26 protein-coding genes are annotated in these 23,273 nt (G+C 70.8%); 23 read left to right on the forward strand and 3 right to left on the reverse strand.

Annotation, left to right across the window (positions count from 1 at the left end; translation table 11 throughout):
* Positions 1-119 precede the first annotated feature (119 nt).
* From rplS to IE244_RS28260, 12 genes are all read left to right on the forward strand, one after another.
* On the forward strand, positions 120-470 hold the full coding sequence (gene rplS / locus IE244_RS28205; RefSeq protein ID WP_019760519.1) for a 50S ribosomal protein L19: 351 nt from the start codon (positions 120-122) through the stop codon (positions 468-470).
* Positions 471-515: 45 nt separating this feature from the next.
* Positions 516-1,217: a signal peptidase I gene (lepB, locus tag IE244_RS28210; RefSeq protein ID WP_191876387.1), complete on the forward strand. Its 702-nt coding sequence runs from the start codon at positions 516-518 to the stop codon at positions 1,215-1,217.
* Positions 1,210-2,301, forward strand: a complete 1,092-nt coding sequence (lepB, locus tag IE244_RS28215; RefSeq protein WP_191876388.1) for a signal peptidase I — start codon at positions 1,210-1,212, stop codon at positions 2,299-2,301. Before lepB (IE244_RS28210) ends, lepB (IE244_RS28215) begins: the two co-directional genes overlap by 8 nt.
* Positions 2,189-3,169 carry a signal peptidase I gene (gene lepB / locus IE244_RS28220; protein WP_191876389.1) on the forward strand — a complete coding sequence of 327 codons (981 nt, stop codon included), beginning with the start codon at positions 2,189-2,191 and terminating at the stop codon, positions 3,167-3,169. Before lepB (IE244_RS28215) ends, lepB (IE244_RS28220) begins: the two co-directional genes overlap by 113 nt.
* A gap of 172 nt (positions 3,170-3,341) precedes the next feature.
* Positions 3,342-4,094, forward strand: a complete 753-nt coding sequence (gene lepB, locus IE244_RS28225) for a signal peptidase I (protein WP_031167338.1) — start codon at positions 3,342-3,344, stop codon at positions 4,092-4,094.
* Positions 4,084-4,620, forward strand: coding sequence for an NUDIX hydrolase (locus tag IE244_RS28230; RefSeq protein ID WP_191876390.1), 537 nt, complete (start codon positions 4,084-4,086; stop codon positions 4,618-4,620). The genes lepB (IE244_RS28225) and IE244_RS28230 overlap by 11 nt, the downstream gene beginning before the upstream one ends.
* Before the next feature lie 56 nt (positions 4,621-4,676).
* The gene (locus IE244_RS28235; RefSeq protein ID WP_003965949.1) at positions 4,677-4,985 is read left to right on the forward strand and encodes a DUF2469 domain-containing protein; all 309 of its coding nucleotides are present in this window, start codon (positions 4,677-4,679) and stop codon (positions 4,983-4,985) included.
* 58 nt (positions 4,986-5,043) lie between these two features.
* Positions 5,044-5,439, forward strand: coding sequence for a YraN family protein (locus IE244_RS28240; RefSeq protein WP_191876391.1), 396 nt, complete (start codon positions 5,044-5,046; stop codon positions 5,437-5,439).
* Between the two features lies 1 nt (position 5,440).
* A complete protein-coding gene (locus IE244_RS28245; RefSeq protein ID WP_191876392.1) occupies positions 5,441-7,066 on the forward strand; it encodes a YifB family Mg chelatase-like AAA ATPase in 1,626 nt (541 codons plus the stop codon).
* On the forward strand, positions 7,063-8,223 hold the full coding sequence (gene dprA, locus IE244_RS28250) for a DNA-processing protein DprA (protein ID WP_191876393.1): 1,161 nt from the start codon (positions 7,063-7,065) through the stop codon (positions 8,221-8,223). The genes IE244_RS28245 and dprA overlap by 4 nt, the downstream gene beginning before the upstream one ends.
* 319 nt (positions 8,224-8,542) lie before the next feature.
* On the forward strand, positions 8,543-9,385 hold the full coding sequence (gene whiG / locus IE244_RS28255; RefSeq protein WP_191876394.1) for an RNA polymerase sigma factor WhiG: 843 nt from the start codon (positions 8,543-8,545) through the stop codon (positions 9,383-9,385).
* A 118-nt stretch (positions 9,386-9,503) separates the two neighbouring features.
* Positions 9,504-10,061, forward strand: coding sequence for a TetR/AcrR family transcriptional regulator (locus tag IE244_RS28260; protein ID WP_031167350.1), 558 nt, complete (start codon positions 9,504-9,506; stop codon positions 10,059-10,061).
* Positions 10,062-10,129: 68 nt separating this feature from the next.
* Here IE244_RS28260 and IE244_RS28265 read toward each other — a convergent pair whose 3' ends face one another.
* Entirely contained in the window at positions 10,130-10,717 is a 588-nt protein-coding gene (locus tag IE244_RS28265; RefSeq protein ID WP_229854366.1) for a murein hydrolase activator EnvC family protein, read from the reverse strand.
* A 273-nt stretch (positions 10,718-10,990) separates the two neighbouring features.
* Here IE244_RS28265 and rpsB point away from each other — a divergent pair, with 273 nt between their 5' ends.
* The 5 genes from rpsB (at position 10,991) to IE244_RS28290 (ending at position 15,717) form a co-directional block, all read left to right on the forward strand.
* Complete coding sequence (gene rpsB, locus IE244_RS28270) at positions 10,991-11,866, forward strand: 30S ribosomal protein S2 (RefSeq protein WP_191876395.1); 876 nt, start codon at positions 10,991-10,993, stop codon at positions 11,864-11,866.
* Between the two features lie 150 nt (positions 11,867-12,016).
* Positions 12,017-12,853 (forward strand): translation elongation factor Ts, encoded by an 837-nt coding sequence (tsf, locus tag IE244_RS28275; RefSeq protein WP_191876396.1) that lies wholly within the window; start codon positions 12,017-12,019, stop codon positions 12,851-12,853.
* Between the two features lie 227 nt (positions 12,854-13,080).
* Complete coding sequence (gene pyrH / locus IE244_RS28280) at positions 13,081-13,839, forward strand: UMP kinase (protein ID WP_191876397.1); 759 nt, start codon at positions 13,081-13,083, stop codon at positions 13,837-13,839.
* A gap of 175 nt (positions 13,840-14,014) precedes the next feature.
* Positions 14,015-14,572, forward strand: a complete 558-nt coding sequence (gene frr / locus IE244_RS28285; RefSeq protein ID WP_014675285.1) for a ribosome recycling factor — start codon at positions 14,015-14,017, stop codon at positions 14,570-14,572.
* Positions 14,572-15,717, forward strand: coding sequence for a phosphatidate cytidylyltransferase (locus IE244_RS28290; RefSeq protein ID WP_191876398.1), 1,146 nt, complete (start codon positions 14,572-14,574; stop codon positions 15,715-15,717). The genes frr and IE244_RS28290 overlap by 1 nt, the downstream gene beginning before the upstream one ends.
* A 78-nt stretch (positions 15,718-15,795) precedes the next feature.
* Here IE244_RS28290 and IE244_RS28295 read toward each other — a convergent pair whose 3' ends face one another.
* On the reverse strand, positions 15,796-16,443 hold the full coding sequence (locus IE244_RS28295; protein ID WP_191876399.1) for a YceI family protein: 648 nt from the start codon (positions 16,441-16,443) through the stop codon (positions 15,796-15,798).
* Positions 16,444-16,626: 183 nt separating this feature from the next.
* On the opposite strand from IE244_RS28295, the gene IE244_RS28300 reads away from it, so the two are divergent.
* Both IE244_RS28300 and IE244_RS28305 read left to right on the forward strand, forming a co-directional pair.
* Positions 16,627-17,124, forward strand: a complete 498-nt coding sequence (locus tag IE244_RS28300) for a hypothetical protein (protein ID WP_191876400.1) — start codon at positions 16,627-16,629, stop codon at positions 17,122-17,124.
* Between the two features lie 79 nt (positions 17,125-17,203).
* Positions 17,204-17,503 (forward strand): hypothetical protein, encoded by a 300-nt coding sequence (locus IE244_RS28305; RefSeq protein ID WP_031167369.1) that lies wholly within the window; start codon positions 17,204-17,206, stop codon positions 17,501-17,503.
* A 92-nt stretch (positions 17,504-17,595) separates the two neighbouring features.
* Here the strand turns inward: IE244_RS28305 and IE244_RS28310 are convergent, their stop codons facing one another.
* Entirely contained in the window at positions 17,596-18,036 is a 441-nt protein-coding gene (locus tag IE244_RS28310; protein ID WP_191876401.1) for a VOC family protein, read from the reverse strand.
* 129 nt (positions 18,037-18,165) lie between these two features.
* On the opposite strand from IE244_RS28310, the gene rlmN reads away from it, so the two are divergent.
* The 4 genes from rlmN to IE244_RS28330 all read left to right on the forward strand — a co-directional run bounded on the left by rlmN (position 18,166) and on the right by IE244_RS28330 (position 23,248).
* On the forward strand, positions 18,166-19,272 hold the full coding sequence (gene rlmN / locus IE244_RS28315; protein ID WP_191876402.1) for a dual-specificity RNA methyltransferase RlmN: 1,107 nt from the start codon (positions 18,166-18,168) through the stop codon (positions 19,270-19,272).
* A 213-nt stretch (positions 19,273-19,485) separates the two neighbouring features.
* Positions 19,486-20,559 (forward strand): thiamine ABC transporter substrate-binding protein, encoded by a 1,074-nt coding sequence (locus tag IE244_RS28320; protein WP_191876403.1) that lies wholly within the window; start codon positions 19,486-19,488, stop codon positions 20,557-20,559.
* Between the two features lie 38 nt (positions 20,560-20,597).
* On the forward strand, positions 20,598-22,199 hold the full coding sequence (locus tag IE244_RS28325; RefSeq protein ID WP_191876404.1) for an ABC transporter permease: 1,602 nt from the start codon (positions 20,598-20,600) through the stop codon (positions 22,197-22,199).
* A 29-nt stretch (positions 22,200-22,228) separates the two neighbouring features.
* A complete protein-coding gene (locus IE244_RS28330) occupies positions 22,229-23,248 on the forward strand; it encodes an ABC transporter ATP-binding protein (protein WP_191876405.1) in 1,020 nt (339 codons plus the stop codon).
* Positions 23,249-23,273 lie beyond the last annotated feature (25 nt).

Here is a 23,273-nt window from a genome sequence, read left to right on the forward strand (position 1 = left end):
CGTCCGGCGTGCGCCCCTGCCGCAGGGGGACACGACGTCCGCCCCGACCCGCACACGGCTTCGTGCAAACACCTAGTTTCCGTTGATGACCTGTGGCATCAGCGAAGAAAGCAGACGAAATGTCTCACCTGCTCGACTCCGTCGACGCCGCGTCGCTGCGCAGCGACGTCCCGGCCTTCCGCCCGGGCGACACCGTCAACGTCCACGTTCGCGTCATCGAGGGCAACCGCTCCCGTGTGCAGCAGTTCAAGGGCGTTGTGATCCGCCGCCAGGGCGCCGGTGTCCGCGAGACCTTCACGGTCCGCAAGGTCTCGTTCTCCGTCGGCGTCGAGCGCACCTTCCCGGTGCACACCCCGATCGTCGAGAAGATCGAGCTCGTCACCCGCGGTGACGTGCGTCGCGCCAAGCTGTACTACCTCCGTGACCTGCGCGGCAAGGCCGCGAAGATCAAGGAGAAGCGCGAGAGCTGAGCGCTCGCCGGGATCCATGGCGGGGCGGGATAGCATCTCGCTCCGATGGACACCGAAGCACAGCCGACGAAACGCGACCGCTCCTCCCACCCGGATTCCCCGGGGCCGGAGGAACGGTCGCGTTTCGCGTTGGTGGCGAGGGTCACCGACTGGCTGCCGGGCGGCCGGATCACCCTCACCCTCTTCGTCTGCCTGGTGTTTTTGCTGGTCCTCAACGCTTTCGTGGTGCAACCGTTCCAGATTCCGAGCGGATCCATGGAACAGGGTTTGAGGATCGGGGACCGCGTTCTCGTAAATAAGTTGGCATACCGTTTCGGTGCTCAGCCGCGCCGCGGGGATGTGATCGTGTTCGACGGCACGGGGTATTTCGGGGACGCGGACTACATCAAGCGCGTTGTCGGGGTGGGGGGAGACCATGTCGTCTGCTGTGACAAGGAGGGAAGGATCGAGGTGAACGGCCGCGCGGTCGACGAGTCGGCGTTCCTCTATCCGGGGGACAGTGCCTCCAGCGTGCCCTTCGACATCGCCGTGCCCGCCGGTCGCCTGTTCGTCCTCGGTGACCACCGCAGCGACTCCAGCGACTCCCGGGACCATCTCGGCTCGCCCGGCGGCGGCATGATCCCGGTCGGTGACGTCATCGGGCGCGCCGACTGGATCCTGTGGCCCCGTGCCCACTGGACGCACCTGACCCGGCCGTCCGCCTACGCGCGCGTGCCCGCCGCCGCGGCGGAGGGCACCCATGGGTAACCGCGGCAAGCCGCGCGGGGCGCCCAGCAGCCCCGCCGAAGATCTGCTCCCCACCGGGTCGCGCCGCGCCTCCGCGCCCAGCGGCGGCCGTACCCGCGCGGAGCGGCGGAAACTCCAGCGCAAGGTCAAACGCAAGCGCCGGCGTTCAGCCGTCCGGGAGATCCCCCTTCTGGTCGGTGTCGCCGTCCTCATAGCGCTGGTCCTGAAGACCTTCCTCGTCCAGGCCTTCGTGATCCCGTCCGGCTCGATGGAGCAGACGATCCGGATCGGCGACCGCGTCCTGGTCGACAAGTTCACCCCGTGGTTCGGCTCCAAGCCGCAGCGCGGGGACGTCGTGGTCTTCCACGATCCGGGCGGCTGGCTGGCCGACGAGCAGACGGCCAAGAAGCACGACCCGGTCGTCGTCAAGCAGCTCAAGGAAGGCCTCACCTTCATCGGCCTGCTGCCGTCCGACAATGAGAAAGACCTGATCAAGCGGGTCATCGGGGTCGGCGGCGACCACGTCAAGTGCTGTGACGCGCAAGGCCGTGTCACCGTCAACGGCGTACCGCTGACGGAAGGCGACTACCTCTATCCGGGGAACGAGCCGTCCGCCACGCCCTTCGACATCACCGTCCCCAAGGGCCGGCTGTGGGTGATGGGCGACCACCGGGCCAACTCCGCCGACTCCCGCGCGCACCAGAACACCGACTACGGCGGCACGGTCTCCGAGAAGTCCGTCGTCGGCCGGGCCGTCGTCATCGGCTGGCCGGTCGGCCACTGGACACGTCTGCGGGAACCTAAAACCTTCGCAAGCGTCACCGACTCCGTGTCGCGTACGACCGCCGCTCCCCGGGCGTCGCATAGGGTTGCCTCCGAGAATCCGAACGGAATGACCGAGCTCCCGACCCCTGCGGAACTCCCGCTCGTTATGGGAGTGGTGGGCCTGCGTCGTGTGTGGGGCAGGCGGCGGCACAGAGTAAGGAGTTGGCGTGGGGGACGTGGCGGTTGGCGCACGGTCGGGGCACGACGGCGAGGAGCACCGCGGGCACCCCGTGGAAGCGAACGCCCCCGTGCCGGACGGCGACATGACCTCAGAGAATGAACCAGCGGGCGGCGACGGCAGGCCGGAGGACGGACAGCGGCCGACGACCGAGGACGCCCGTACGGGCGATGCGGCCGGCCGGCCGAGGAAGCCACGCTCCTTCTGGAAGGAGCTGCCCATCCTCGTCGTCATCGCGCTGGTCCTGGCGCTGCTGATCAAGACGTTCCTGGTGCAGGCGTTCTCGATCCCGTCCGCCTCGATGCAGAACACCCTCCAGGTGGGTGACCGCGTCCTGGTCGACAAGCTCACCCCGTGGTTCGGTTCCGAGCCGGAGCGCGGCGAGGTCGTCGTCTTCCACGACCCGAGCGGTTGGCTGAACGGCGAGCCGGCGCCGACCCCGAACCCGGTGCAGCGGGTCCTCAGCTGGATCGGCCTGATGCCGTCGGCCAACGAGAAGGACCTCATCAAGCGCGTGATCGGGGTCGGCGGCGACACGGTGCAGTGCAAGAACACCGGCCCGCTGCTGGTCAACGGCAAGGCCCTGAACGAGCCGTACGTCTACCCCGGCAACACCCCGTGCACCGACGACGAACTGGGCGGCCAGTTCAAGGTGACGGTCCCCAAGGGGTACATCTGGGTGATGGGCGACCACCGCCAGAACTCCCGTGACTCGCGCTACAACCAGTCCGACAAGTACCACGGCATGGTTCCGGTGAAGGACGTCGTCGGTCGCGCCATCGTCAAGGCCTGGCCGATCAACCGCTGGGGCACGCTGCCCGTCCCGGACACCTTCGACCAGCCCGGTCTGAACGACAAGGCGGCCGCGGCCGCGCTTCCGTACGCACCGGAGGGGCTCGCCTTCACGGCTCTCGTCCCGGTGGCCCTGTGGCGGCGCCGCGTGCGCGCCAAGGCCGCGGCCGGGAAGTAGCCGCGGCGCGACCGCGCCGACCGGGCTCCTCAGGGCACCCGGGTCCGCGCCTGGTCGAGTCCTGCAGCAGTACGTGGGGCGGTCCCCTCGGATTTCGATCCGAGGGGACCGCCCCAGCTGTTCACCTGGCGCGATATGGTGCTCTGCGCGAGGCGCGGGAGCGGGAGTAGACATGACAAAAGCCGGGCGTGGCAAGGGAAACTCTGGTGCCGACTGGGGCGGAAGGCTCTCCGGCCTGGCCGTCGCCCTCGGCCTGCTGCTGTTCCTCGGCGGCTTCGGCTGGGCGGCGGTGAGCTACCGGCCGTACACCGTCCCCACCAGCTCCATGACCCCCACGATCGACACCGGTGACCGCGTGCTGGCGCAGAAGGTCGACGGTGGCGAGGTCAAGCGCGGTGACGTCGTCGTCTTCGAGGACAAGAGCTGGGTCACCGGCGCCAAGGTGGTCAAGCGCGTGGTCGCGGTCGGCGGCGACACCGTCTCCTGCTGCACCGACGGCAAGCTGACCGTCAACGGCAAGCAGATCGACGAGCCCTATCTGCCCAAGGGCAGCCTGGCCGAGAACAAGAAGATCCCGACGGTGACGGTCCCCGAGGGCCGCCTGTTCCTCCTCGGTGACGAGCGCCAGGGTTCCCTGGACTCCAGCGCCCACCTCACCGACGCCGCCAAGGGCACGGTCTCCCGGGACGCCGTGACCGCTCGGGTGGACGCCGTCGTGTGGCCCTGGAAGGGCCCGCTCAAGCGCCCCACCGGTTTCGAGGCGCTCGGCACCCTCTCGCAGCCCGGGCCGCTGCCCACCATCGAGCTGCTGATCGCCGCCGGCGCCGTCCTGGTCCTGGCCGGCGGTGCCTACGGCCCGATCGCCAAGCGCATGGGCCGCTCGCGTGCCGGCAGTGCCCGACCGGAGGCGGCCGGTGTCCGCTGAGTCCCCGCGGACCTGCGAGGACTCCTGCGAGGACTCCGGCGAGGGCGGCCTGCGCAAGGTCGCCCGGGTGGTCCTCCTCGATCCGGAGGACCGCATCCTCCTGCTCCACGGGCATGAGCCGGACGACAAGGCCGACGACTGGTGGTTCACCCCCGGCGGGGGACTGGAGGGCGCCGAGACACGCGAGGAGGCCGCGCTCAGGGAACTCGCCGAGGAGACCGGCATCACCGACGTCGAACTCGGCCCGGTGCTGTGGCGGCGCAGGTGCTCGTTCCCGTTCGCGGGCCGCCGCTGGGACCAGGACGAGTGGTACTACCTGGCCCGTACGGCCCAGACGGCGACCGCGCCGACGGGGCTCACGGAGCTGGAGCGGCGCAGCGTCGCCGGAGCGCGTTGGTGGACGTGCCAGGAACTGACCCGGGCACGTGAGACGGTGTATCCGACCAGACTCGCCGAGCTGCTGCGCACGCTGCTCGACGAAGGTCCCCCGGACAGTCCTGTGACCCTCGACCCGGAAATCGTCTGAGGACCCGTCGGACTGGCGCACAATGGGGGGATCGCACGGCTGAAGGGGAACATGCCATGAGCGCCGAGGACCTCGAGAAGTACGAGACCGAGATGGAGCTGAAGCTCTACCGGGAGTACCGAGATGTCGTCGGTCTGTTCAAATACGTGATCGAGACCGAGCGACGTTTCTATCTCACCAACGACTACGAGATGCAGGTGCACTCGGTCCAGGGTGAGGTGTTCTTCGAGGTGTCGATGGCTGACGCCTGGGTCTGGGACATGTACCGGCCGGCGCGCTTCGTGAAGCAGGTCCGGGTCCTCACGTTCAAGGACGTGAACATCGAGGAGCTGAACAAGAGCGACCTGGAGCTGCCGGGCGGGTGACGGGGTTTTCCACAACGGCCGGGTGGTCCACCAAGATCAACATCTCTCGGCCGGATGCGTGACCGTTGGCGCCGGAGGTGGTGCCGACATGAGCAGGGCACGCAACGGACTCGGCAGGTACGGCGAGGACCTGGCCGCCCGGCGGCTGGCCGAGGGCGGAATGACGATCCTGGGGCGCAACTGGCGTTCCGGCAGGTCCGGCGAGATCGACATCGTGGCCCGGGACGGGGACGTCCTGGTCGTGTGCGAGGTGAAGACCCGCAGGGGCGGGACCTTCCAGCACCCGATGGCCGCGATCACACCCGAGAAGGCCGAACGTCTGCGCGGCCTGGCCGAACGCTGGACGCAGGCCCACGGCGGAGCCCCGCCGGGCGGCGTCCGCATCGACCTGATCGGCGTCCTGCTGCCCCACCGGGGCGCCCCCTGTGTCGAGCACGCGCGGGGGGTGGCCTGACATGGGATTCGCCCGCACATGCTCGGTGGCCCTGGTCGGGGTCGAGGGAGTGGTCGTCGAGGTCCAGGCCGACCTGGAACCCGGCGTCGCGGCCTTCACCCTGGTCGGCCTCCCGGACAAGAGCCTGACGGAGAGCCGCGACCGGGTCCGGGCGGCGGTGGTGAACTCCGGCGCGGCCTGGCCGTCGAAGAAACTCACCGTCGGCCTCAGCCCGGCGTCGGTGCCCAAGGCCGGCTCCGGCTTCGATCTCGCCGTCGCCTGCGCGGTGCTCGGCGCCGCCGAACGGATCGATCCGCGCGTGCTCGCGGACATCGTCATGATCGGGGAGCTCGGCCTGGACGGCCGCGTCCGGCCGGTCCGCGGCATCCTGCCGGCCGTCCTCGCCGCGGCCGACGCGGGCTACGAGCAGGTGGTCGTACCGGAGTGCGCCGCCGCCGAAGCATCGCTGGTCCCCGGGGTCTCGGTGCTCGGCGTCCGCAGTCTGCGGCAGCTCGTCGCGGTCCTCACCGAAGAACCCGTCCCCGACGAGGAACCGGACGGGCAAGGGCGTCCCGACCCCCTCCTGGCGGGTCTGCGCATGCCCGGTACGGGCGCGGCCACCGGCATGCACAGCGTCGGTGCCGCGCAGCACGACCACGATCACGACCTGGCGGACGTCGTGGGCCAGACCTCGGCCCGCACGGCCGTGGAGGTGGCCGCCGCCGGCGGACACCACCTGTTCCTCGAAGGGCCGCCCGGCGCGGGCAAGACCATGCTCGCCGAACGGCTTCCCGCCGTCCTTCCCCGGCTCACCAGGGCCGACTCGCTTGAGGTCACGGCGGTGCACTCGGTGGCCGGGCTGCTGCCCGCGGGGAAGCCGCTCATCGACGTCGCCCCCTACTGCGCCCCGCACCACTCGGCCACGATGCAGTCACTCGTCGGCGGAGGCCCCGGCATCGCCCGGCCCGGTGCGGTCTCCCTCGCCCATCGCGGCGTGCTGTTCCTCGACGAGGCGCCCGAGTTCCGCAGCCAGACCCTGGACGCCCTGCGCCAGCCGCTGGAGTCCGGACACGTCGTGATCGCGCGCAGCGCCGGTGTCGTCCGGTTCCCGGCCCGCTTCCTGATGGTGCTGGCGGCCAACCCCTGCCCCTGTGGACGCTTCTCGCTGCGCGACTCCCTGTGCGAGTGTCCGCCGTCGGCGATCCGCCGCTACCAGTCCCGGCTCTCCGGTCCCCTGCTGGACCGGGTGGACCTGCGCGTCGAGGTCGACCCGGTCACCCGTGCCCAGCTCACCGAACCCGGGGCCCGGGGCGAGTCCACGGCGGCCGTGGCCGAGCGGGTGCGGCAGGCCCGCGAGCGTACGGCGGCCCGCCTGGCGGGAACCCCGTGGCGCACCAACAGCGAGGTGCCGGGCCGGGAGCTGCGCAGCCGCTACCTCCCCCTGGCCGGCGCGATGGGCGAGGCCGAGCGCAGCCTTGAGCGGGGCGTGCTCACCGCCCGCGGTATCGACCGGGTCCTGCGCGTCGCCTGGACGGTCGCCGACCTCGTCGGACACGACCGCCCGGACGCGACGGACGTCGCCCTGGCCCTCCAACTGCGCACCGGGGTGCCCCGAGGAGTACCGATGGCCATCGGGGCACTGACATGACCACGGGCGAGGACCCCGGGGACGAGCTGCTCGGGCGGGTCCTTCTGTGCCGGGTTCTTGAGCCGGGGGACGAGGCCGGCGGGCGGTGGGTCCGGGAGCTCGGGGTGGGGGAGGTGGTGCGGCGGTTACGGGACGGCGTGCGGGCCCTGCCGGGTGTGAGCGAGGCGCGGTGGGCCGGGCTGGTCGCGCGGGCCCGGCGGGCCGAGCCGGAGCGGGATCTCGCGGCGGCGCGGGCCGCCGGGGCGCGGTTCGTGGGCCCCCACGACACGGAGTGGCCCCGGCAGCTCGATGATCTCGGGGATGCGCGGCCGACCGGGTTGTGGGTGCGCGGACGGCCCAGTCTGCGGATGTGGGCGCTCAGGTCGGTGGCCGTCGTCGGGGCCCGTGCCTGCACCGAGTACGGCACCCACATGGCCGCCACCCTCGCCGCGGGACTCGCCGAACGCGGCTGGGTCGTGGTCTCGGGCGGCGCCTACGGCATCGACGGCGCCGCCCACCGAGGCGCCCTCGCCGCCCGCGGGGCCACCGCCGCCGTCCTGGCCTGCGGCGTCGACCGGCCCTACCCACGCGGTCACGCCGCTCTGATCAGCCGGATCGCGGAACAGGGGCTGGTGGTCGGAGAGCTGCCCCCGGGCGACCATCCGACGCCGAGCCGGTTCATCCTGCGCAACCGCGTCATCGCCGCGCTGACCACGGGCACCGTCGTCGTGGAGGCCGCCGCGCGCAGCGGCTCGCTGGCCACCGCGCGGGCCGCGGCCCGCCTCGGACGCTTCACCATGGGCGTGCCCGGGCCCGTCACCAGCGCCCTCTCCGCCGGGGTGCACGAACTGCTGCGTGGTGAGGCAACGCTGGTCACCGATGCGGCGGAAGTCGTGGAACTCGTGGGTGACATGGGTGAGCTGGCGCCGGCCCGCCGGGGCCCCGTCCTCCCACGCGACCTGCTGGAACCCCCCGTCCGGGCCGTCCTCGCCGCCCTGCCCGGCGACCGCGCGGCGACCGCCGAGGAGGTCGCGCTCGGCACGCCGACCACGCGGGACGAGGCGATCGCGAGATTGTACGAACTCCGAGCACTTGGATACGTCGAACGACACGGCGACGGCTGGAAGTTGACACGCCAGGCCGTGATGTCGGTCCGCAGGGGTCACCGTGCGTGCTGACCGAGCGTGTTCGGCCGTCCGGGGGAATGCCCGACGCCCTTGAGGTTTCCCGGAGTTGGCCCTCCGGCCGGTCACGCAGAGCGAGCTGCGGAAGGCGCGCGCGAGGCCGGCGGGAGCGCCCCGCGCACGGGTGGTGCCCCGTTGTTCGCACACCGCGACAGCTCAGTCACGCTACGCTCACGAGGGCGCCGCACAGATCCCGCCAACTCGACACCAGACCGACACCCCCCAGTCAGCCCGCTTCCCCGCACCCCGTCCCACTCACTCCTTCTTCACGGCACTTCACGGCACTTCACGGCAGAACGGCACAAGGCGACGAATGCCCCAGCACACCTCCGGGTCCGACCGGGCGGCGATCCCCCCAGCCGCTCGCGACGGTGGCAGCGTGCGGCCGCCCGCTCCCTCGACGCTCGACGAGCTGTGGCGGTCGTACAAGGCGACGGGGGACGACCGGCTGCGGGAGCAGCTGATCCTGCACTACTCACCGCTCGTGAAATACGTGGCGGGGCGGGTGAGCGTGGGGCTGCCGCCCAACGTGGAGCAGGCCGACTTCGTCTCCTCGGGTGTCTTCGGGCTGATCGACGCGATCGAGAAGTTCGACATCGACCGGGAGATCAAGTTCGAGACGTACGCGATCACCCGGATCCGCGGCGCGATGATCGACGAGCTGCGGGCGCTCGACTGGATCCCGCGGTCGGTGCGGCAGAAGGCGCGCAACGTGGAGCGCGCCTACGCCACGCTGGAGGCGCGGCTGCGGCGCACCCCTAGCGAGGGTGAGGTGGCCGCGGAGCTCGGCATGGAGGTCGAGGAGCTGCACGCCGTGTTCAGCCAGCTGTCGCTGGCCAACGTGGTCGCGCTGGAGGAGCTGCTGCACGTCGGCAGCGAGGGCGGGGACCGGCTCAGCCTCATGGACACGCTGGAGGACACCGCCGCGGACAACCCGGTGGAGGTGGCCGAGGACCGGGAGTTGCGCCGCTTCCTCGCCCGGGCGATCAACACGTTGCCCGAGCGGGAGAAGACCGTGGTCACGCTGTACTACTACGAGGGGCTCACCCTCGCCGAGATCGGCAACGTGCTGGGCGTCACCGAGAGCCGGGTCAGCCAGATCCACACCAAGTCGGTCCTGCAGCTGCGGGCCAAGCTGGCGAGCTTCGGGCGCTGAGCCGCCGGCGCCGGCCCGCGGCGCCGGAAGAGAGACCGGCGGCGCGGTGGTGAGTGGCTCCCGTTCGGGTGGGGTCGTCCGTAAAGTGGTTGACGTGCCAAGGATTCGAGCGGCCTCCGTGGCCGAGCACCGGTCGATGCAGCGAGCCGCCCTGCTGGACGCGGCGCGGTCCCTGCTGTCCGAGGGCGGAACCGATGCGCTGACCTTTCCCGCGCTGGCCGAGCGGACGGGGCTGGCGCGTTCGTCCGTGTACGAGTACTTCCGGTCGCGGGCCGCCGTGGTCGAGGAGCTGTGCGAGGTCGACTTCCCGTTGTGGGCGGCCGAGGTGGCTGCCGCGATGGAGCGCGCGCCGTCCGCCGAGGGCAAGGTCGAGGCCTATGTCCGGCAGCAGCTGGCGCTGGTCGGGGACCGGCGGCACCGGGCGGTCGTAGCCATCTCCGCGAGCGAGCTGGACGCCGGGGCGCGGGAGAAGATCCGGGCCGCGCACGGGGGGCTGGTCGCGATGATCGCCGAGGCGCTCGGCGAGATGGGGCACGAGCAGCCCCGGCTGGCGGCGATGCTGCTGCAGGGGGTCGTGGACGCGGCGGTGCGGCGCATCGAGCTCGGTGCCGCCGAGGATCCCTCCGTGGTGACGGACGCGGCGGTGGCCATGGTGCTGCGAGGCGTCAGAGGCTGAGCCCGGCCGCGGCCGCGGCGGCGCGGTACCCGCATGGCGGCCGCCGGCACGGCGGCCGACGCCGAGCGCTACCCCGGCAGGGATACGCCCAGCACCGGCAGCAGTCTCGGTGGCCCCCCGTGCAGCAGCCAGTGCGGCAGGAGGGACAGGGGGTCCAGGTAGGCCTCACCCCGCCGCAGTCCCCAGTGGACGCAGGTCGCCGCACCGCAGTGGGAGCCCGTCCGCTCCACCGCCCCCACGACCTCGCCCGGCCCCACCGTGTCCCCCTCGCGCACCGACGGAGTCACCGGCTCGTACGTCGTACGCAGATCCGTGCCCGTCAGGCCGACCGAGACCACCCCCCTCCCCGCCACCCGGCCCGCGAACGTCACCCGTCCGGCCGCGACCGCACGGACGGGTGCACCGGCGGGCGCCGACAGGTCCACGCCCCGGTGGCCGGGGCCGTACACCGTCGCCGGGGGCTCCCAGCCCCGTAACACCAAGGGGCGTACGCCCACCGGCCAGGTGCGCGCGACAGCCGGGACCGGGGGCCAAGAGGGTGGATCGGGGGCCGGCGCAGGGGCGTCCGCCCAGGCCCCGGGGGACAGCAGGGCCACCGGCCCCAGGCCGAGGAGCAGACCCGCCGACACCAGGGCATTTCGCATCGCTCGTCGCATGCGACCACCGTCCCGCATCCCCGCCGATCATGGCCGGAGCCTGTGGACCACGCCCCGGTTGTGGACAGCGGCGTCACCCGGCGCCCCGGCGGTCCCGTACACTTCTTCTGGCGATCCGGGTCACCGGGTCGACTTCGCACGCCCCGACACCAGTCCGTCCAGCGGTCGGTGTCAGCGCCTCTCGGTCCTCAGCGGCAAGGCGCGTCGCGGGCGTCAGGCGCGGGAGCCGTCCGGCATCCGCGGCACAACCGAGAACACCAAGGAGATACGGCCATGGCCGTCGTCACGATGCGGGAGCTGCTGGAGAGCGGCGTCCACTTCGGTCACCAGACCCGTCGCTGGAACCCGAAGATGAAGCGCTTCATCTTCACCGAGCGCAACGGCATCTACATCATCGACCTGCTCCAGTCGCTGTCGTACATCGACCGCGCCTACGAGTTCGTCAAGGAGACCGTCGCCCACGGCGGCACGGTCATGTTCGTCGGCACCAAGAAGCAGGCGCAGGAGGCCATCGCCGAGCAGGCCACCCGCGTCGGCATGCCCTACGTCAACCAGCGCTGGCTGGGCGGCATGCTCACCAACTTCTCGACCGTCTACAAGCGTCTGCAGCGCCTCAAGGAGCTTGAGCAGATCGACTTCGAGGACGTCGCCGCGTCCGGTCTGACCAAGAAGGAGCTTCTCGTGCTCTCGCGCGAGAAGGCCAAGCTGGAGAAGACCCTCGGCGGTATCCGCGAGATGCAGAAGGTGCCCAGCGCCGTCTGGATCGTGGACACCAAGAAGGAGCACATCGCGGTCGGCGAGGCCCGCAAGCTCAACATCCCGGTCGTCGCGATCCTCGACACCAACTGCGACCCCGACGAGGTCGACTACAAGATCCCGGGCAACGACGACGCGATCCGCTCCGTCACCCTGCTCACCCGTGTGATCGCCGACGCCGTCGCCGAGGGCCTCATCTCCCGCTCTCGCGTCGCCACCGGTGACAAGGGCGAGAAGGCCGCGGGCGAGCCGCTCGCCGAGTGGGAGCGCGACCTGCTCGAGGGTGAGAAGAAGGACGAGGCTCCGGCTGCCGAGGCCGCTCCGGCCGCCGAGGCTGTCGCCGAGGCCGCTCCGGCCGAGGGCGAGAAGGCCGCCGAGGGCGAGCAGGCCTGACGTCAGCGTTGACGGCGGGGGCGGTGACATCAAGTCCGCCCCCGCTGTTCACCCGCAGGTCGGCACCGCGTACGGGATCCGCGGCTACATGTGGATCACGAACCGTGCGGATCTGAAGACCTCCAGACTTCGAGAAAGACTCACAGACTCATGGCGAACTACACCGCCGCCGACGTCAAGAAGCTCCGTGAGCTCACCGGCGCCGGCATGATGGACTGCAAGAAGGCGCTGGACGAGGCCGAGGGCAACGTCGAGAAGGCCGTCGAGGCGCTGCGTATCAAGGGCCAGAAGGGCGTCGCCAAGCGCGAGGGCCGCTCCGCCGAGAACGGCGCCGTGGTCTCCATCATCGCCGACGACAACTCCTCCGGCGTCCTGGTCGAGCTGAAGTGCGAGACGGACTTCGTCGCCAAGGGCGAGAAGTTCCAGGCCGTGGCCAACGCCATCGCCGAGCACGTCGCGAAGACGAACCCGGCCGACCTCGCGGCCCTGCTCGCCTCCGAGATCGAGGCCGGCAAGACCGTCCAGGCGTTCGTGGACGAGGCCAACGCCAACCTCGGCGAGAAGATCGTCCTGGACCGCTTCGCGCAGTTCGCCGACGGCTTCGTGCTCGCCTACATGCACCGCACCATGCCCGACCTGCCCCCGCAGATCGGTGTCCTGGTCGAGCTGGACAAGCCGAACGCCGAGGTCGCCAAGGGCATCGCCCAGCACATCGCCGCCTTCGCGCCGAAGTACCTGTCCAAGGACGAGGTGCCGGCCGACGTCGTCGAGTCCGAGCGTCGGATCGCCGAGGAGACCACCCGCGCCGAGGGCAAGCCCGAGGCCGCGATCGCCAAGATCGTCGAGGGTCGCCTCAACGGCTTCTTCAAGGACGCCACGCTGCTCGGCCAGCCGTACGCGCTCGACAACAAGAAGTCGGTCCAGAAGGTGCTGGACGAGGCCGGTGTCACCCTGAAGCGCTTCTCGCGCATCAAGGTCGGCATCTGAGTCCGTACCGTGATCGACGCACGACCCACGGAGGAATTCCGGGAACAATCCCGGGAGGAATCCCGATAGGGTCGTAAGCAGTCGTCCGCGCACACCGCCACACCCCGGCGTGGGGCGGACGGCAGCAGATCTGACGAGGAGGCCATTGCCGCGCATGGGAGCGAAAAGCGACCCCATCGGCAATGGCCTTCTTCGTATGTGCAACACGTGAAAGAGGCGGGATCCCCATGACCACCAAGGGCCAGAAGAGCGACGACGGCAAAGTACGCGGCCGGTTTCTGCTGAAGCTGTCCGGAGAGGCCTTCTCCGGTGGCGGGGGCCTGGGCGTGGACCCGGACGTGGTGCACAAGATCGCCCGCGAGATCGCGGCCGTCGTGCGCGACGGCGCCGAGGTCGCGGTCGTCATCGGCGGCGGCAACTTCTTCCGCGGCGCCGAACTCCAGCAGCGCGGCATGGACCGGGCCCGCTCCGACTACATGGGCATGCTCGGCACCGTCATGAACTGCCTCGCCCTCCAGGACTTCCTGGAGAAGGAGGGCATCGACAGCCGGGTGCAGACCGCCATCACCATGGGCCAGGTCGCCGAGCCGTACATCCCGCTGCGCGCCGTGCGCCACCTGGAGAAGGGCCGCGTGGTCATCTTCGGCGCCGGTATGGGCATGCCGTACTTCTCCACCGACACCACCGCCGCCCAGCGCGCCCTGGAGATCGACGCCGAGGCGCTGCTCATGGGCAAGAACGGTGTGGACGGGGTCTACGACTCCGACCCCAAGACCAACCCGGACGCGGTCAAGTTCGACGCCCTCGGCTACGGCGAGGTCATCACCCGCGACCTCAAGGTCGCCGATGCCACCGCCATCACGCTGTGCCGCGACAACAAGCTCCCGATCCTCGTCTTCGAGCTTCTCGCGGAGGGCAATATCGCCCGCGCCGTCAAGGGTGAGAAGATCGGCACCCTGGTGGGTGACCAGGGCAGCCGGGACTGACCCGGGATCAACCCGGCCGGTGGTGTGCGGCCCTGTAAGGGGGCCGGACCCGGGCCGGGGGATGGACAATGTCCTGCCGGTCGGGAACCGTGCAGGAAGAAGACGCGACGCAGCCGGCCGCCGCCCGACAGAGGAACCGCAGCCGGGCCTTACTCAAGACACGCAGGAGCAAGTGGTGATCGAAGAGACCCTCCTCGAGGCCGAGGAGAAGATGGAGAAGGCCGTCGTGGTCGCCAAGGAGGACTTCGCCGCGATCCGCACCGGCCGTGCGCACCCGGCGATGTTCAACAAGATCGTGGCCGACTACTACGGTGCCCCGACGCCGATCAACCAGCTGGCCTCGTTCTCCGTGCCGGAGCCGCGCATGGCGGTCGTGACGCCGTTCGACAAGAGCGCGCTGCGCAACATCGAGCAGGCGATCCGCGACTCCGACCTGGGCGTCAACCCCAGCAACGACGGAAACATCATCCGGGTGGTGTTCCCCGAGCTGACCGAGGAGCGCCGCCGCGAGTACATCAAGGTCGCCAAGGGCAAGGGCGAGGACGCGAAGGTCTCGATCCGTTCCGTGCGCCGCAAGGCCAAGGACGCCATCGACAAGCTGATCAAGGACGGCGAGGTCGGCGAGGACGAGGGCCGTCGTGCGGAGAAGGAGCTTGACGACACCACGGCGAAGTACGTCGCCCAGGTGGACGAGCTCCTGAAGCACAAGGAAGCGGAACTGCTCGAAGTCTGATGAGCGACTCTTCCTGGGGGGCGCCGCCACCGGCGGGGCAGGCCCGCTACTGGGGGCCCACCGAGGGTGGGCCTGTCCAGGGGGCCGCCCCGGCGGGTCCCGCGTACGATGCGCCCAAGGCGCAGCACACTCGCCCCATGCCCATCGTGCCCGACGAAGCCGCCTACGGCGGAGCCCAGGACGACGACCGGCGGGCCGCTCGGGTGAGCGGCTCCCTGTTCCAGGACGAGTTCCGCCCCGAGCCCGCGCCGGTCCGGACCGTCCCGGCCGAGAACCAGAATCCGGAGCCCATGCCCGACGCCCAGCAGGCGGCGCCAGCGCCGCAGAAGAAGAGCGCGGGCCGTGACCTGAGCGCGGCCATAGGGGTCGGGGTCGGGCTCGGTGTGGTGATCGTCGCCTCCCTGTTCGTCTGGAAGCCCGCGTTCGTCGGCGTCATCGCCGTCGCCGTGGTCGTCGGGCTGTGGGAGCTGACCAGCAGGCTGCGGGAGCGCAAGGGCATCAAGGCGCCGCTGGTGCCGCTCGCGGTCGGCGGTGCGGCCATGGTCGTCGCCGGGTACGTCCGCGGCGCCGAGGGGGCGTGGGTCGCCATGGCGCTGACGGCCCTGGCCACCCTGGTCTGGCGGATGACGGAGTCGCCCGAGGGTTACCTCAAGGACGTCACGGCGGGCGTCTTCGCCGCCTTCTACGTGCCGTTCCTGGCCACGTTCGTCGCGATGACGCTGACCGCGAAGGACGGGCCGTGGCGGGTCCTGACCTTCCTCCTCCTGACGGTCGTCAGCGACACCGGCGCGTACGCGGTCGGCTGGCGGTTCGGCAAGCACAAGCTGGCCCCGCGCATCAGCCCCGGCAAGACCCGCGAGGGCCTGCTCGGCGCGGTGCTGTTCGCGATGGTGGCGGGCGCCCTGTGCATGCAGTTCCTGATCGACGGCGGCACCTGGTGGCAGGGCCTGCTGCTGGGCCTCGCCGTCGCGGCCAGCGCCACGCTGGGCGACCTCGGCGAGTCCATGATCAAGCGGGATCTGGGGATCAAGGACATGGGCACCCTGCTCCCCGGCCACGGCGGCATCATGGACCGGCTCGACTCGCTGCTGCCCACGGCGCCGGTGGTCTGGCTGCTGCTGGTGATCTTCGTAGGCTCCGCCTGACCTCCGTGTCGTACGCCTCCGGGCCCCCGTCCTGTGCGCAGGACGGGGGCCCGTTGCCGTGACCGGCCGAAAGCGGTCTCAGGTGGCGCGGATGGCGGCGATGTCGAACTGGAGACGGACCTTCTCGCTCACCATGGACCCGCCCTGGACCAGTCTGGCGTCGTAGGTCAGCCCCCAGTCGGACCGGTTGATGGTGGTCGTGCCGTCGAATCCCACCCGCTCGTCACCGAACGCGTCGGTGACATGGCCGATGTAGGTGAGCTCCAGGTCGACGGGGCGGGTGGTGTCCCTGATGGTGAGATCGCCGGTCATGAGGTAGACGTCCTTGCCGGCGAGCCGCACGGTGGTGCTCGTGAAGGTCATCCGCGGGTACGTCGCCGAGTCCAGGAACTGGCGGCCCACCACGTGGGCGTCACGCTGCTCGACACCGGTGTCGACACTGGCGGTGTACAGCACGAGGTCGGCGCGGGAGCGGGCCGGGTCGCGGCCGTCGAAGTACAGACGGCTCTCGTACTGCGTGAAAGCACCGCGGACGGTCGTCACCATCGCGTGCCGCACGGAGAACCCGATCCTGCTGTGCGCCGGGTCGATCAGCCAGTCGCCGGTGAGGCCCCCCAGCTCGGGGTCGGGCAGTACGGCGGTGGCACTGGCCACCGGGGCGGTCGCCACGGGAGCGGGGGACGGCTGCGCGCGCCGCTGGAAGGAGTTGCGGCCGAAAAGGTTCATGGCTCATCTGGTTACGTCAGCTCACGGGGCGGGACAAGGCCCGACCAGGAAACCCGACCGTTCGTCAGCAGAACTTCACAGCCGTTTCGGCTCCACCGACCGCGTGTGCGTCTGCGGGCACAACGGGTGATCCGTCCGGCGTGGAACGCCGTACGTCCTGCCCCAGGCCGTTCACTGGGAGGTGTGATCAGGCTCGATACGGTGCTCGCAGGCCTCGGCGGAGCCCTTGGCGGAGGTTTCTGCGGGGCCACGGCCCACTACGCGATCAGGACTCTGAGACAGCGCCACAGGGACGAGGAATCGGGTCTCCAGGCTCAGCGGCAAGCCGTCCACCAGCAGTTCGTGCAGGTGTGCGCGGCAAGGGACTGGGTGGCTGGGCTATCGCAGGTGATCAGCGCGTCGGACTTCCCCGGGCATCGGCAGCAGCTCCAGGACGAAGCGATGCTGCGCCAGACGGCGTGCCACGCGACCTGGGAGATGGCCCAGGCGGACATCGACAGTGACGAGGTGCGCTCGGCCACGGCGAGGCTTGATCTGGAGGTCGCCACCGTCTTGGGCCAGGTGGCGAAGGGGGACTTCGCCCCGGACCTGAATCCGCTGGCGCAGCGCCTCGACGAGCTGACGGCCGCCGCGAAGCACCGGCTCAGCGCCAGCCCACGATCTTCTCGGCCGAGACGTTGAGTGAGCGGGTCAGCGGGGCCGGAGCGGGCGTCGGTCCGTTGCGGCGCACGCCGCTCCTCGCGGTGACAGGATCGGTGTTATGAACACCAATACGGACTGGGCGTACCGGGTGTTCGAGCCGCACGGCTCCGAGGGCTGGCGCCCCTACGGCAGCGACCCCGACCGGTGGCAGGGCGCGATCACCGCTCCCGACTCGGCCGAGGGAGCCAAGCACGCCATCGGACGCATCGTCGCCGACCTGATGACCGAGTGGGAGCGGACCGGCCTCCACCACGCGATGCACGTGCGGGTCTTCCTCTGGCACGACGAGGAGGGCGACATCAGCGACGCGGACTTCGTCGTGGAGGTCCGGCCCCGGTCGGACTTCGACACGGCGTGACGGTTCGGGCGGTTCGGCGGCCCGCGTCCGCGCCGGTGGCGTTACCCGCCGGTAGGCACCTGAGAACCTCGCCTGCCTGCGGTTCCTCCCGCTCAGCGCAGTTGCTCGGCCAGTCCGACGATGACGCCCTCCGGGCCGCGGAGGTAGCAGAGCAGACAGCTGTCCTCGAACCGGGCGATCTCGCCGACGAGTTCGGCGCCGTGAGGGCGCAGGCGGGCGACGGTGTCCTCGATGTCGTCGACGGCGAACATGACGCGGTGCGTGCCCACGATGTGGTGCGGCCGGTTGCGCGGCCCGGCGCTGATCACCGCGGGGCTGCGGTACCTCGCCAGTTCGAGCCGGCTGTGACCGTCCGGGGTCCGGAGCATCGCGATGTCGCAGCGGACGCCGTCGAGTCCGGTGCACTGGTCGGCGAAGAGACCCTCGACCTCCCCCCTGCCCTCCAGCTCCATACCGAGTTCCACGAAGAACGCGATGGCGGCGTCCATGTCCTCGACGACGATGCCGACGTTGTCCATCCGCTGAATCGCCATGCCGGTCTCTCCCTCTACCCCGTGCGGCCGGTCGTGGCCGCTGCTGTCCCCGGGACGGAGCCGGTGCCCCGTTCTCGACATCCCCGGACCGCCGAACCCCGAAAAATGATCTGCGACACTGGTAAGGCCATGCCTAAGCCCGGAGAACTCACTTTCGTCGCCCCGCGCGGAGCCAAGAAGCCGCCGCGGCATCTCGCCGACCTCACACCCGCCGAGCGCAAGGACGCGGTGGCCGAGATCGGTGAGAAGCCGTTCCGTGCCAAGCAGCTCTCGCAGCACTACTTCGCGCGGTACGCGCACGACCCGGAGCAGTGGACCGACATCCCCGCCGGGTCGCGCGCCAAGCTGCAGGAAGCGCTGTTCCCGGAGCTGATGACCGTCGTACGGCATCTGTCCACCGACCAGGGGACCACCCGCAAGACGCTGTGGCGGCTGTTCGACGGGACACTCGTCGAGTCCGTGCTGATGCGGTACCCGGACCGGGTCACCATGTGCATCAGCTCGCAGGCCGGCTGTGGCATGAACTGTCCGTTCTGCGCCACGGGACAGGCCGGGCTCGACCGGAACCTGTCCACCGCCGAGATCGTCCACCAGATCGTCGACGGCATGCGGGCCCTGCGGGACGGGGAAGTGCCCGGGGGACCCGCCCGGCTGTCCAACATCGTCTTCATGGGCATGGGCGAGCCGCTCGCCAACTACAAGCGGGTCGTGGGCGCCGTTCGCGCGCTGACCGATCCCGCCCCGGACGGGCTCGGGCTGTCGCAGCGCGGGATCACCGTGTCCACCGTCGGGCTCGTGCCGGCCATCCACCGGTTCGCCGACGAGGGCTTCAAGTGCCGGCTCGCGATCTCCCTGCACGCGCCCGACGACGAACTGCGCGACACCCTCGTCCCCGTGAACACGCGGTGGAAGGTGCGCGAGGTGCTGGACGCCGGCTTCGAGTACACCGAGAAGAGCGGGCGGCGGCTGAGCATCGAGTACGCGCTCATTCGCGACATCAACGACCAGGCCTGGCGAGGTGACCGGCTCGGCCGGCTGCTCAGGGGCAAGCCCGTGCACGTCAATCTCATCCCGCTCAACCCGACGCCGGGATCCAAGTGGACCGCCTCGCGGCCCGAGGACGAGAAGGCGTTCGTGGAGGCCATCGCCGCTCATGGTGTGCCGGTGACGGTCCGGGACACCCGTGGTCAGGAGATCGACGGAGCCTGTGGTCAGCTGGCGGCCACCGAGCGGTAATCTGGCCACGTCCACACATCTTCATATTCCGACAGGGGAGCGCCACAGCGCTGAGAGTGCGGCGGACAGGGCCGCAGACCCTCTGAACCTCGCCCAGGTCATTCTGGGTAGGGAGTTCGGTCATCACTCAAGCTGTTGCGCCCTGCCCGGGCTCTTTCCACGGAGCCCGGGCAGGGCCGCGTCTCTTCCTGGCCAACCCCAGGAGGACATCCAGTGCAGAACAAGACCTTCGTGGCCGTGGCGGTCGGGCTCGGCCTGATCAGCCTGTCCGCGTGCGGTTCCGGCGGGGGTACGTCGTCCGCGGACTCCAAGACCGTGACCCTCGTCAGCCACGACTCGTGGGCCGTCTCCAAGAACGTGCTCCAGGACTTCGAGAAGAGGTCCGGGTACAAGGTCAGGGTCCTCAAGGACGGCGACGCCGGGCAGGCCGTCAACAAGGCGATCCTGACCAAGGACAACCCGCAGGGCGACGTCTTCTTCGGCGTCGACAACACCCTGCTCTCCCGCGCCCTGGACAACGGGCTCTTCCAGCCGTACGAGCCCAAGGGCGGCGACCTGGTCCTGCCCCGGTACCGCGTCGACCAGAGCAGGCACCGCGTCACGCCCATCGACACCGGCGACATCTGCGTCAACTACGACAAGGCCTACTTCAGCGAGCACAAGCTGACACCGCCGCAGTCCTTCGCCGACCTCGCCAAGCCCCAGTACAAGAACCTCCTCGTCACCGAGAACGCCGCGACCTCCTCGCCGGGCCTCGGCTTCCTGCTCGGCAGCGCCGCCCGGTTCGGCGACCATGGCTGGCAGGACTACTGGAAGAAGCTGAAGGCCAACGGCGTCAAGGTCGTCGACGGCTGGGAGCAGGCCTACTACCAGGAGTTCTCGGGTTCGTCGGAGGGCAGGAAGGCGGGTGGCGACCGCCCGCTGGCGGTGTCGTACGCCTCCTCCCCGCCCGCCGAGGTCATCTACGCCAAGAAGCGGCCCAGCACCGCCCCGACCGGCGTGTCGTACGGCACCTGCTTCCGGCAGACCGAGTACGCCGGACTGCTGAGCAACGCGAAGAACACCAAGGGCGGCAAGGCGTTCCTCGACTTCCTGCTCACCAAGGAGTTCCAGGACGACATGCCGCTGAACATGTTCGTCTACCCGGTGCGCAAGGCCGCCCAGGTGCCGCCGGAGTTCGCGCAGTACGGCCCGCAGGCCGAGCACCCCGAGACCATGGCCCCCGGCAAGATCGCCGCCAACCGTGACCAGTGGGTCAAGTCGTGGACCTCGCTCGTACTGAAGTAGCGAAGCCCCGGCGGGGGAGCGCGGCGCGGCTGGGCCTGATGGCCCTGCCCGTCGCGTTCTTCGCCGTGTTCTTCGCCTGGCCCGTCGCCGCGATCGTCGCGCGCGGACTGAAGGCGGACGGCACCTGGCGGTTCGGGCGGATCGCGGACGTGGTCACGCAGCCGGACATCCGGCACGTGCTGTGGTTCACCACCTGGCAGGCGCTGGCCTCCACCGCGCTCACCCTGCTGCTCGCGCTGCCCGCCGCGTATCTCTTCGCCCGCCTGGACTTTCCGGGCAAGCGACTGCTGCGGGCCGTGGTCACCGTGCCGTTCGTGCTGCCGACCGTCGTCGCGGGCAGTGCCTTCCTCGCCCTCGTCGGGCACGGCGGACTGCTCGACCAGCTGTGGGGCGTACGGCTGGACACCACGGTGTGGGCGATCCTGCTGGCCCATGTCTTCTTCAACTACGCGGTCGTCGTCCGCACGGTCGGCGGGCTGTGGTCCCAGCTCGACCCCCGCCAGGAGGAGGCCGCCCGGATGCTCGGCGCCTCCCCCCTGCGCGCCTGGCGCAAGGTCACCCTGCCCGCGCTCGGGCCCGCCGTGGCCGCCGCCGCGCTGATGGTGTTCCTGTTCACCTTCACCTCCTTCGGTGTCGTCCAGATCCTCGGCGGCCCCACCTTCTCCACCCTCGAAGTGGAGATCTACCGGCAGACCTCCGAGGTGTTCGACCTCTCCACGGCCGCCGTCCTCACCCTCGTCCAGTTCGCGGCCGTCGGTGCGATCCTCGTCGTGCACGCCTGGACGGTACGGCGCCGGGAGACCGCCCTGCGGCTCGTCGACCCCGAGGCCACCGTTCGCCGGCCGCGTGGCGCCGGGCAGTGGGCCCTGCTCACGGGTGTCCTCGTCACCATCGCGCTGCTCCTCGTCCTGCCCCTCGCCGTCCTGGTCCGCCGCTCCCTCGACGCGCCCGGCTTCGGCTACTACCGGGCGCTCGCGAACGGCGACGGCGGTACGTTCCTGGTGGCGCCGCTGCACGCGGTGTGGACCTCGCTGCAGTACGCCGTCGCCGCCACGGCCCTCGCCGTCGTGATCGGCGGACTGGCCGCCGCCGCGCTGGCCCGCCGGGACGCCGGACGGCTGGTACGGGGCTTCGACGCGCTGTTGATGCTGCCGCTCGGCGTGTCCGCCGTGACCGTCGGCTTCGGTTTCCTGATCGCCCTCGACAAGCCGCCGCTGGACCTGCGCCAGTCCTGGATCCTGGTGCCGCTCGCCCAGGCGCTGGTCGGCGCCCCGTTCGTCGTGCGGACCATGCTGCCGGTGCTGCGCGCGGTGGACGCACGCCTCCGGGAGGCCGCCGCCGTGCTCGGCGCCTCGCCCTGGCGGGTGTGGCGGGAGGTGGACCTGCCGATGGTGCGGCGGGCGCTGCTGGTCGCGGCCGGGTTCGCGTTCGCCGTCTCGCTCGGCGAGTTCGGGGCGACCGTGTTCATCGCGCGGCCCGACAACCCGACGCTCCCGGTCGCCGTGGCCCGGCTGCTCAGCCGTCCCGGGGACCTCAACTACGGCCAGGCCATGGCCCTTTCGACCATTCTGATGGTGGTGTGCGCCGCCGCGCTGCTGGTCCTGGAGCGGCTGCGCACCGACCGGACGGGAGAGTTCTAGATGCTGCAGGCCGGACCGGGGAGCTCTGGATGCTGCTGAGCCTCGATGCCGCGACCGTGCGCTTCGGCGGGCGGGCCGTGCTGGACGCGGTCGGACTCGACGTCGCCGAGCACGAGGTGGTGTGCGTGCTCGGGCCCAGCGGCAGCGGCAAGTCGACCCTGCTGCGGGCGGTCGCCGGGCTGCAGCCCCTGTCCGGCGGACGGGTGCTGCTCGACGGCCGCGACCAGGCGGGCGTGCCCGCGCACCGGCGCGGTATCGGCCTGATGTTCCAGGACCACCAGCTCTTCCCGCAGCGGGACGTCGGCGCGAACGTGGCCTTCGGGCTGCGGATGCACGGGGTGGCCAGGAGCGAACGGGACGCCGAGGTCGGGCAGTTGCTGGAGCTGGTCGGGCTGCCGGGGGCCGGCCGGCGGGCCGTGGCCTCCCTGTCCGGCGGCGAGCAGCAGCGCGTCGCGCTCGCCCGGGCGCTCGCCCCCCGGCCCCGGCTGCTGATGCTGGACGAGCCGCTCGGCCAGCTCGACCGCTCGCTCAGGGAACGCCTGGTGGTCGAACTGCGGGAGCTGTTCGGCCGGCTGGGTACCACCGTGCTCGCCGTGACCCACGACCAGGGCGAGGCGTTCGCGCTGGCCGACCGGGTGGTGGTGATGCGGGACGGGCGGATCGCCCAGTCCGGTACGCCCCTTGAGGTGTGGCAGCGGCCCGCCGACGCGTTCGTGGCCCGCTTCCTCGGCTTCGACAACGTGGTCCCGGCGACCGTCGCGGGCACGGCCGCCGACAGCCCCTGGGGCAAACTGCCGGTGCCCGAGGGGTCCGCGCAGGGTGCCCGCACGCTGCTGGTCCGGCCCGCCGGGGTACGGCTCGTGGCGGCCGACGCGGGCCTGCCCTGCACGGTGGCCGCCCGCACCTTCAAGGGCACCCATGTGACCGTCCGTCTGCGGCCCGGGGACGGGCCGCGCCTGGAGGCCGCCTGCGCGCTGCGGGACGCGCCGGAGGTCGGGGACGGTGTGGGCGTGGAGTTCGACGCGGCCGAAATCGTCGTCCTCGACTGATCATCGGACGCTCTAGGGTGAGGCG

The sequence above is a fragment of the Streptomyces filipinensis genome (genome assembly GCF_014649495.1).
Classification (GTDB): Bacteria; Actinomycetota; Actinomycetes; order Streptomycetales; family Streptomycetaceae; genus Streptomyces; species Streptomyces filipinensis.

What these genes read in the sequence shown, in the direction of transcription:
- pyrH (WP_191876397.1), top strand. Translation starts at nt 13,081, where the DNA reads ATGACCACCAAGGGCCAGAAGAGCGACGACGGCAAAGTACGCGGCCGG.
- lepB (WP_031167338.1), top strand. Translation starts at nt 3,342, where the DNA reads ATGACAAAAGCCGGGCGTGGCAAGGGAAACTCTGGTGCCGACTGGGGC.
- IE244_RS28330 (WP_191876405.1), top strand. Translation starts at nt 22,229, where the DNA reads ATGCTGCTGAGCCTCGATGCCGCGACCGTGCGCTTCGGCGGGCGGGCC.
- IE244_RS28325 (WP_191876404.1), top strand. Translation starts at nt 20,598, where the DNA reads ATGGCCCTGCCCGTCGCGTTCTTCGCCGTGTTCTTCGCCTGGCCCGTC.
- rplS (WP_019760519.1), top strand. Translation starts at nt 120, where the DNA reads ATGTCTCACCTGCTCGACTCCGTCGACGCCGCGTCGCTGCGCAGCGAC.
- lepB (WP_191876387.1), top strand. Translation starts at nt 516, where the DNA reads ATGGACACCGAAGCACAGCCGACGAAACGCGACCGCTCCTCCCACCCG.
- whiG (WP_191876394.1), top strand. Translation starts at nt 8,543, where the DNA reads ATGCCCCAGCACACCTCCGGGTCCGACCGGGCGGCGATCCCCCCAGCC.
- tsf (WP_191876396.1), top strand. Translation starts at nt 12,017, where the DNA reads ATGGCGAACTACACCGCCGCCGACGTCAAGAAGCTCCGTGAGCTCACC.
- IE244_RS28290 (WP_191876398.1), top strand. Translation starts at nt 14,572, where the DNA reads ATGAGCGACTCTTCCTGGGGGGCGCCGCCACCGGCGGGGCAGGCCCGC.
- dprA (WP_191876393.1), top strand. Translation starts at nt 7,063, where the DNA reads ATGACCACGGGCGAGGACCCCGGGGACGAGCTGCTCGGGCGGGTCCTT.
- rpsB (WP_191876395.1), top strand. Translation starts at nt 10,991, where the DNA reads ATGGCCGTCGTCACGATGCGGGAGCTGCTGGAGAGCGGCGTCCACTTC.
- IE244_RS28245 (WP_191876392.1), top strand. Translation starts at nt 5,441, where the DNA reads ATGGGATTCGCCCGCACATGCTCGGTGGCCCTGGTCGGGGTCGAGGGA.
- IE244_RS28265 (WP_229854366.1), bottom strand. Translation starts at nt 10,717, where the DNA reads ATGCGACGAGCGATGCGAAATGCCCTGGTGTCGGCGGGTCTGCTCCTC.
- IE244_RS28310 (WP_191876401.1), bottom strand. Translation starts at nt 18,036, where the DNA reads ATGGCGATTCAGCGGATGGACAACGTCGGCATCGTCGTCGAGGACATG.
- IE244_RS28235 (WP_003965949.1), top strand. Translation starts at nt 4,677, where the DNA reads ATGAGCGCCGAGGACCTCGAGAAGTACGAGACCGAGATGGAGCTGAAG.
- IE244_RS28295 (WP_191876399.1), bottom strand. Translation starts at nt 16,443, where the DNA reads ATGAACCTTTTCGGCCGCAACTCCTTCCAGCGGCGCGCGCAGCCGTCC.
- rlmN (WP_191876402.1), top strand. Translation starts at nt 18,166, where the DNA reads ATGCCTAAGCCCGGAGAACTCACTTTCGTCGCCCCGCGCGGAGCCAAG.
- IE244_RS28305 (WP_031167369.1), top strand. Translation starts at nt 17,204, where the DNA reads ATGAACACCAATACGGACTGGGCGTACCGGGTGTTCGAGCCGCACGGC.
- lepB (WP_191876388.1), top strand. Translation starts at nt 1,210, where the DNA reads ATGGGTAACCGCGGCAAGCCGCGCGGGGCGCCCAGCAGCCCCGCCGAA.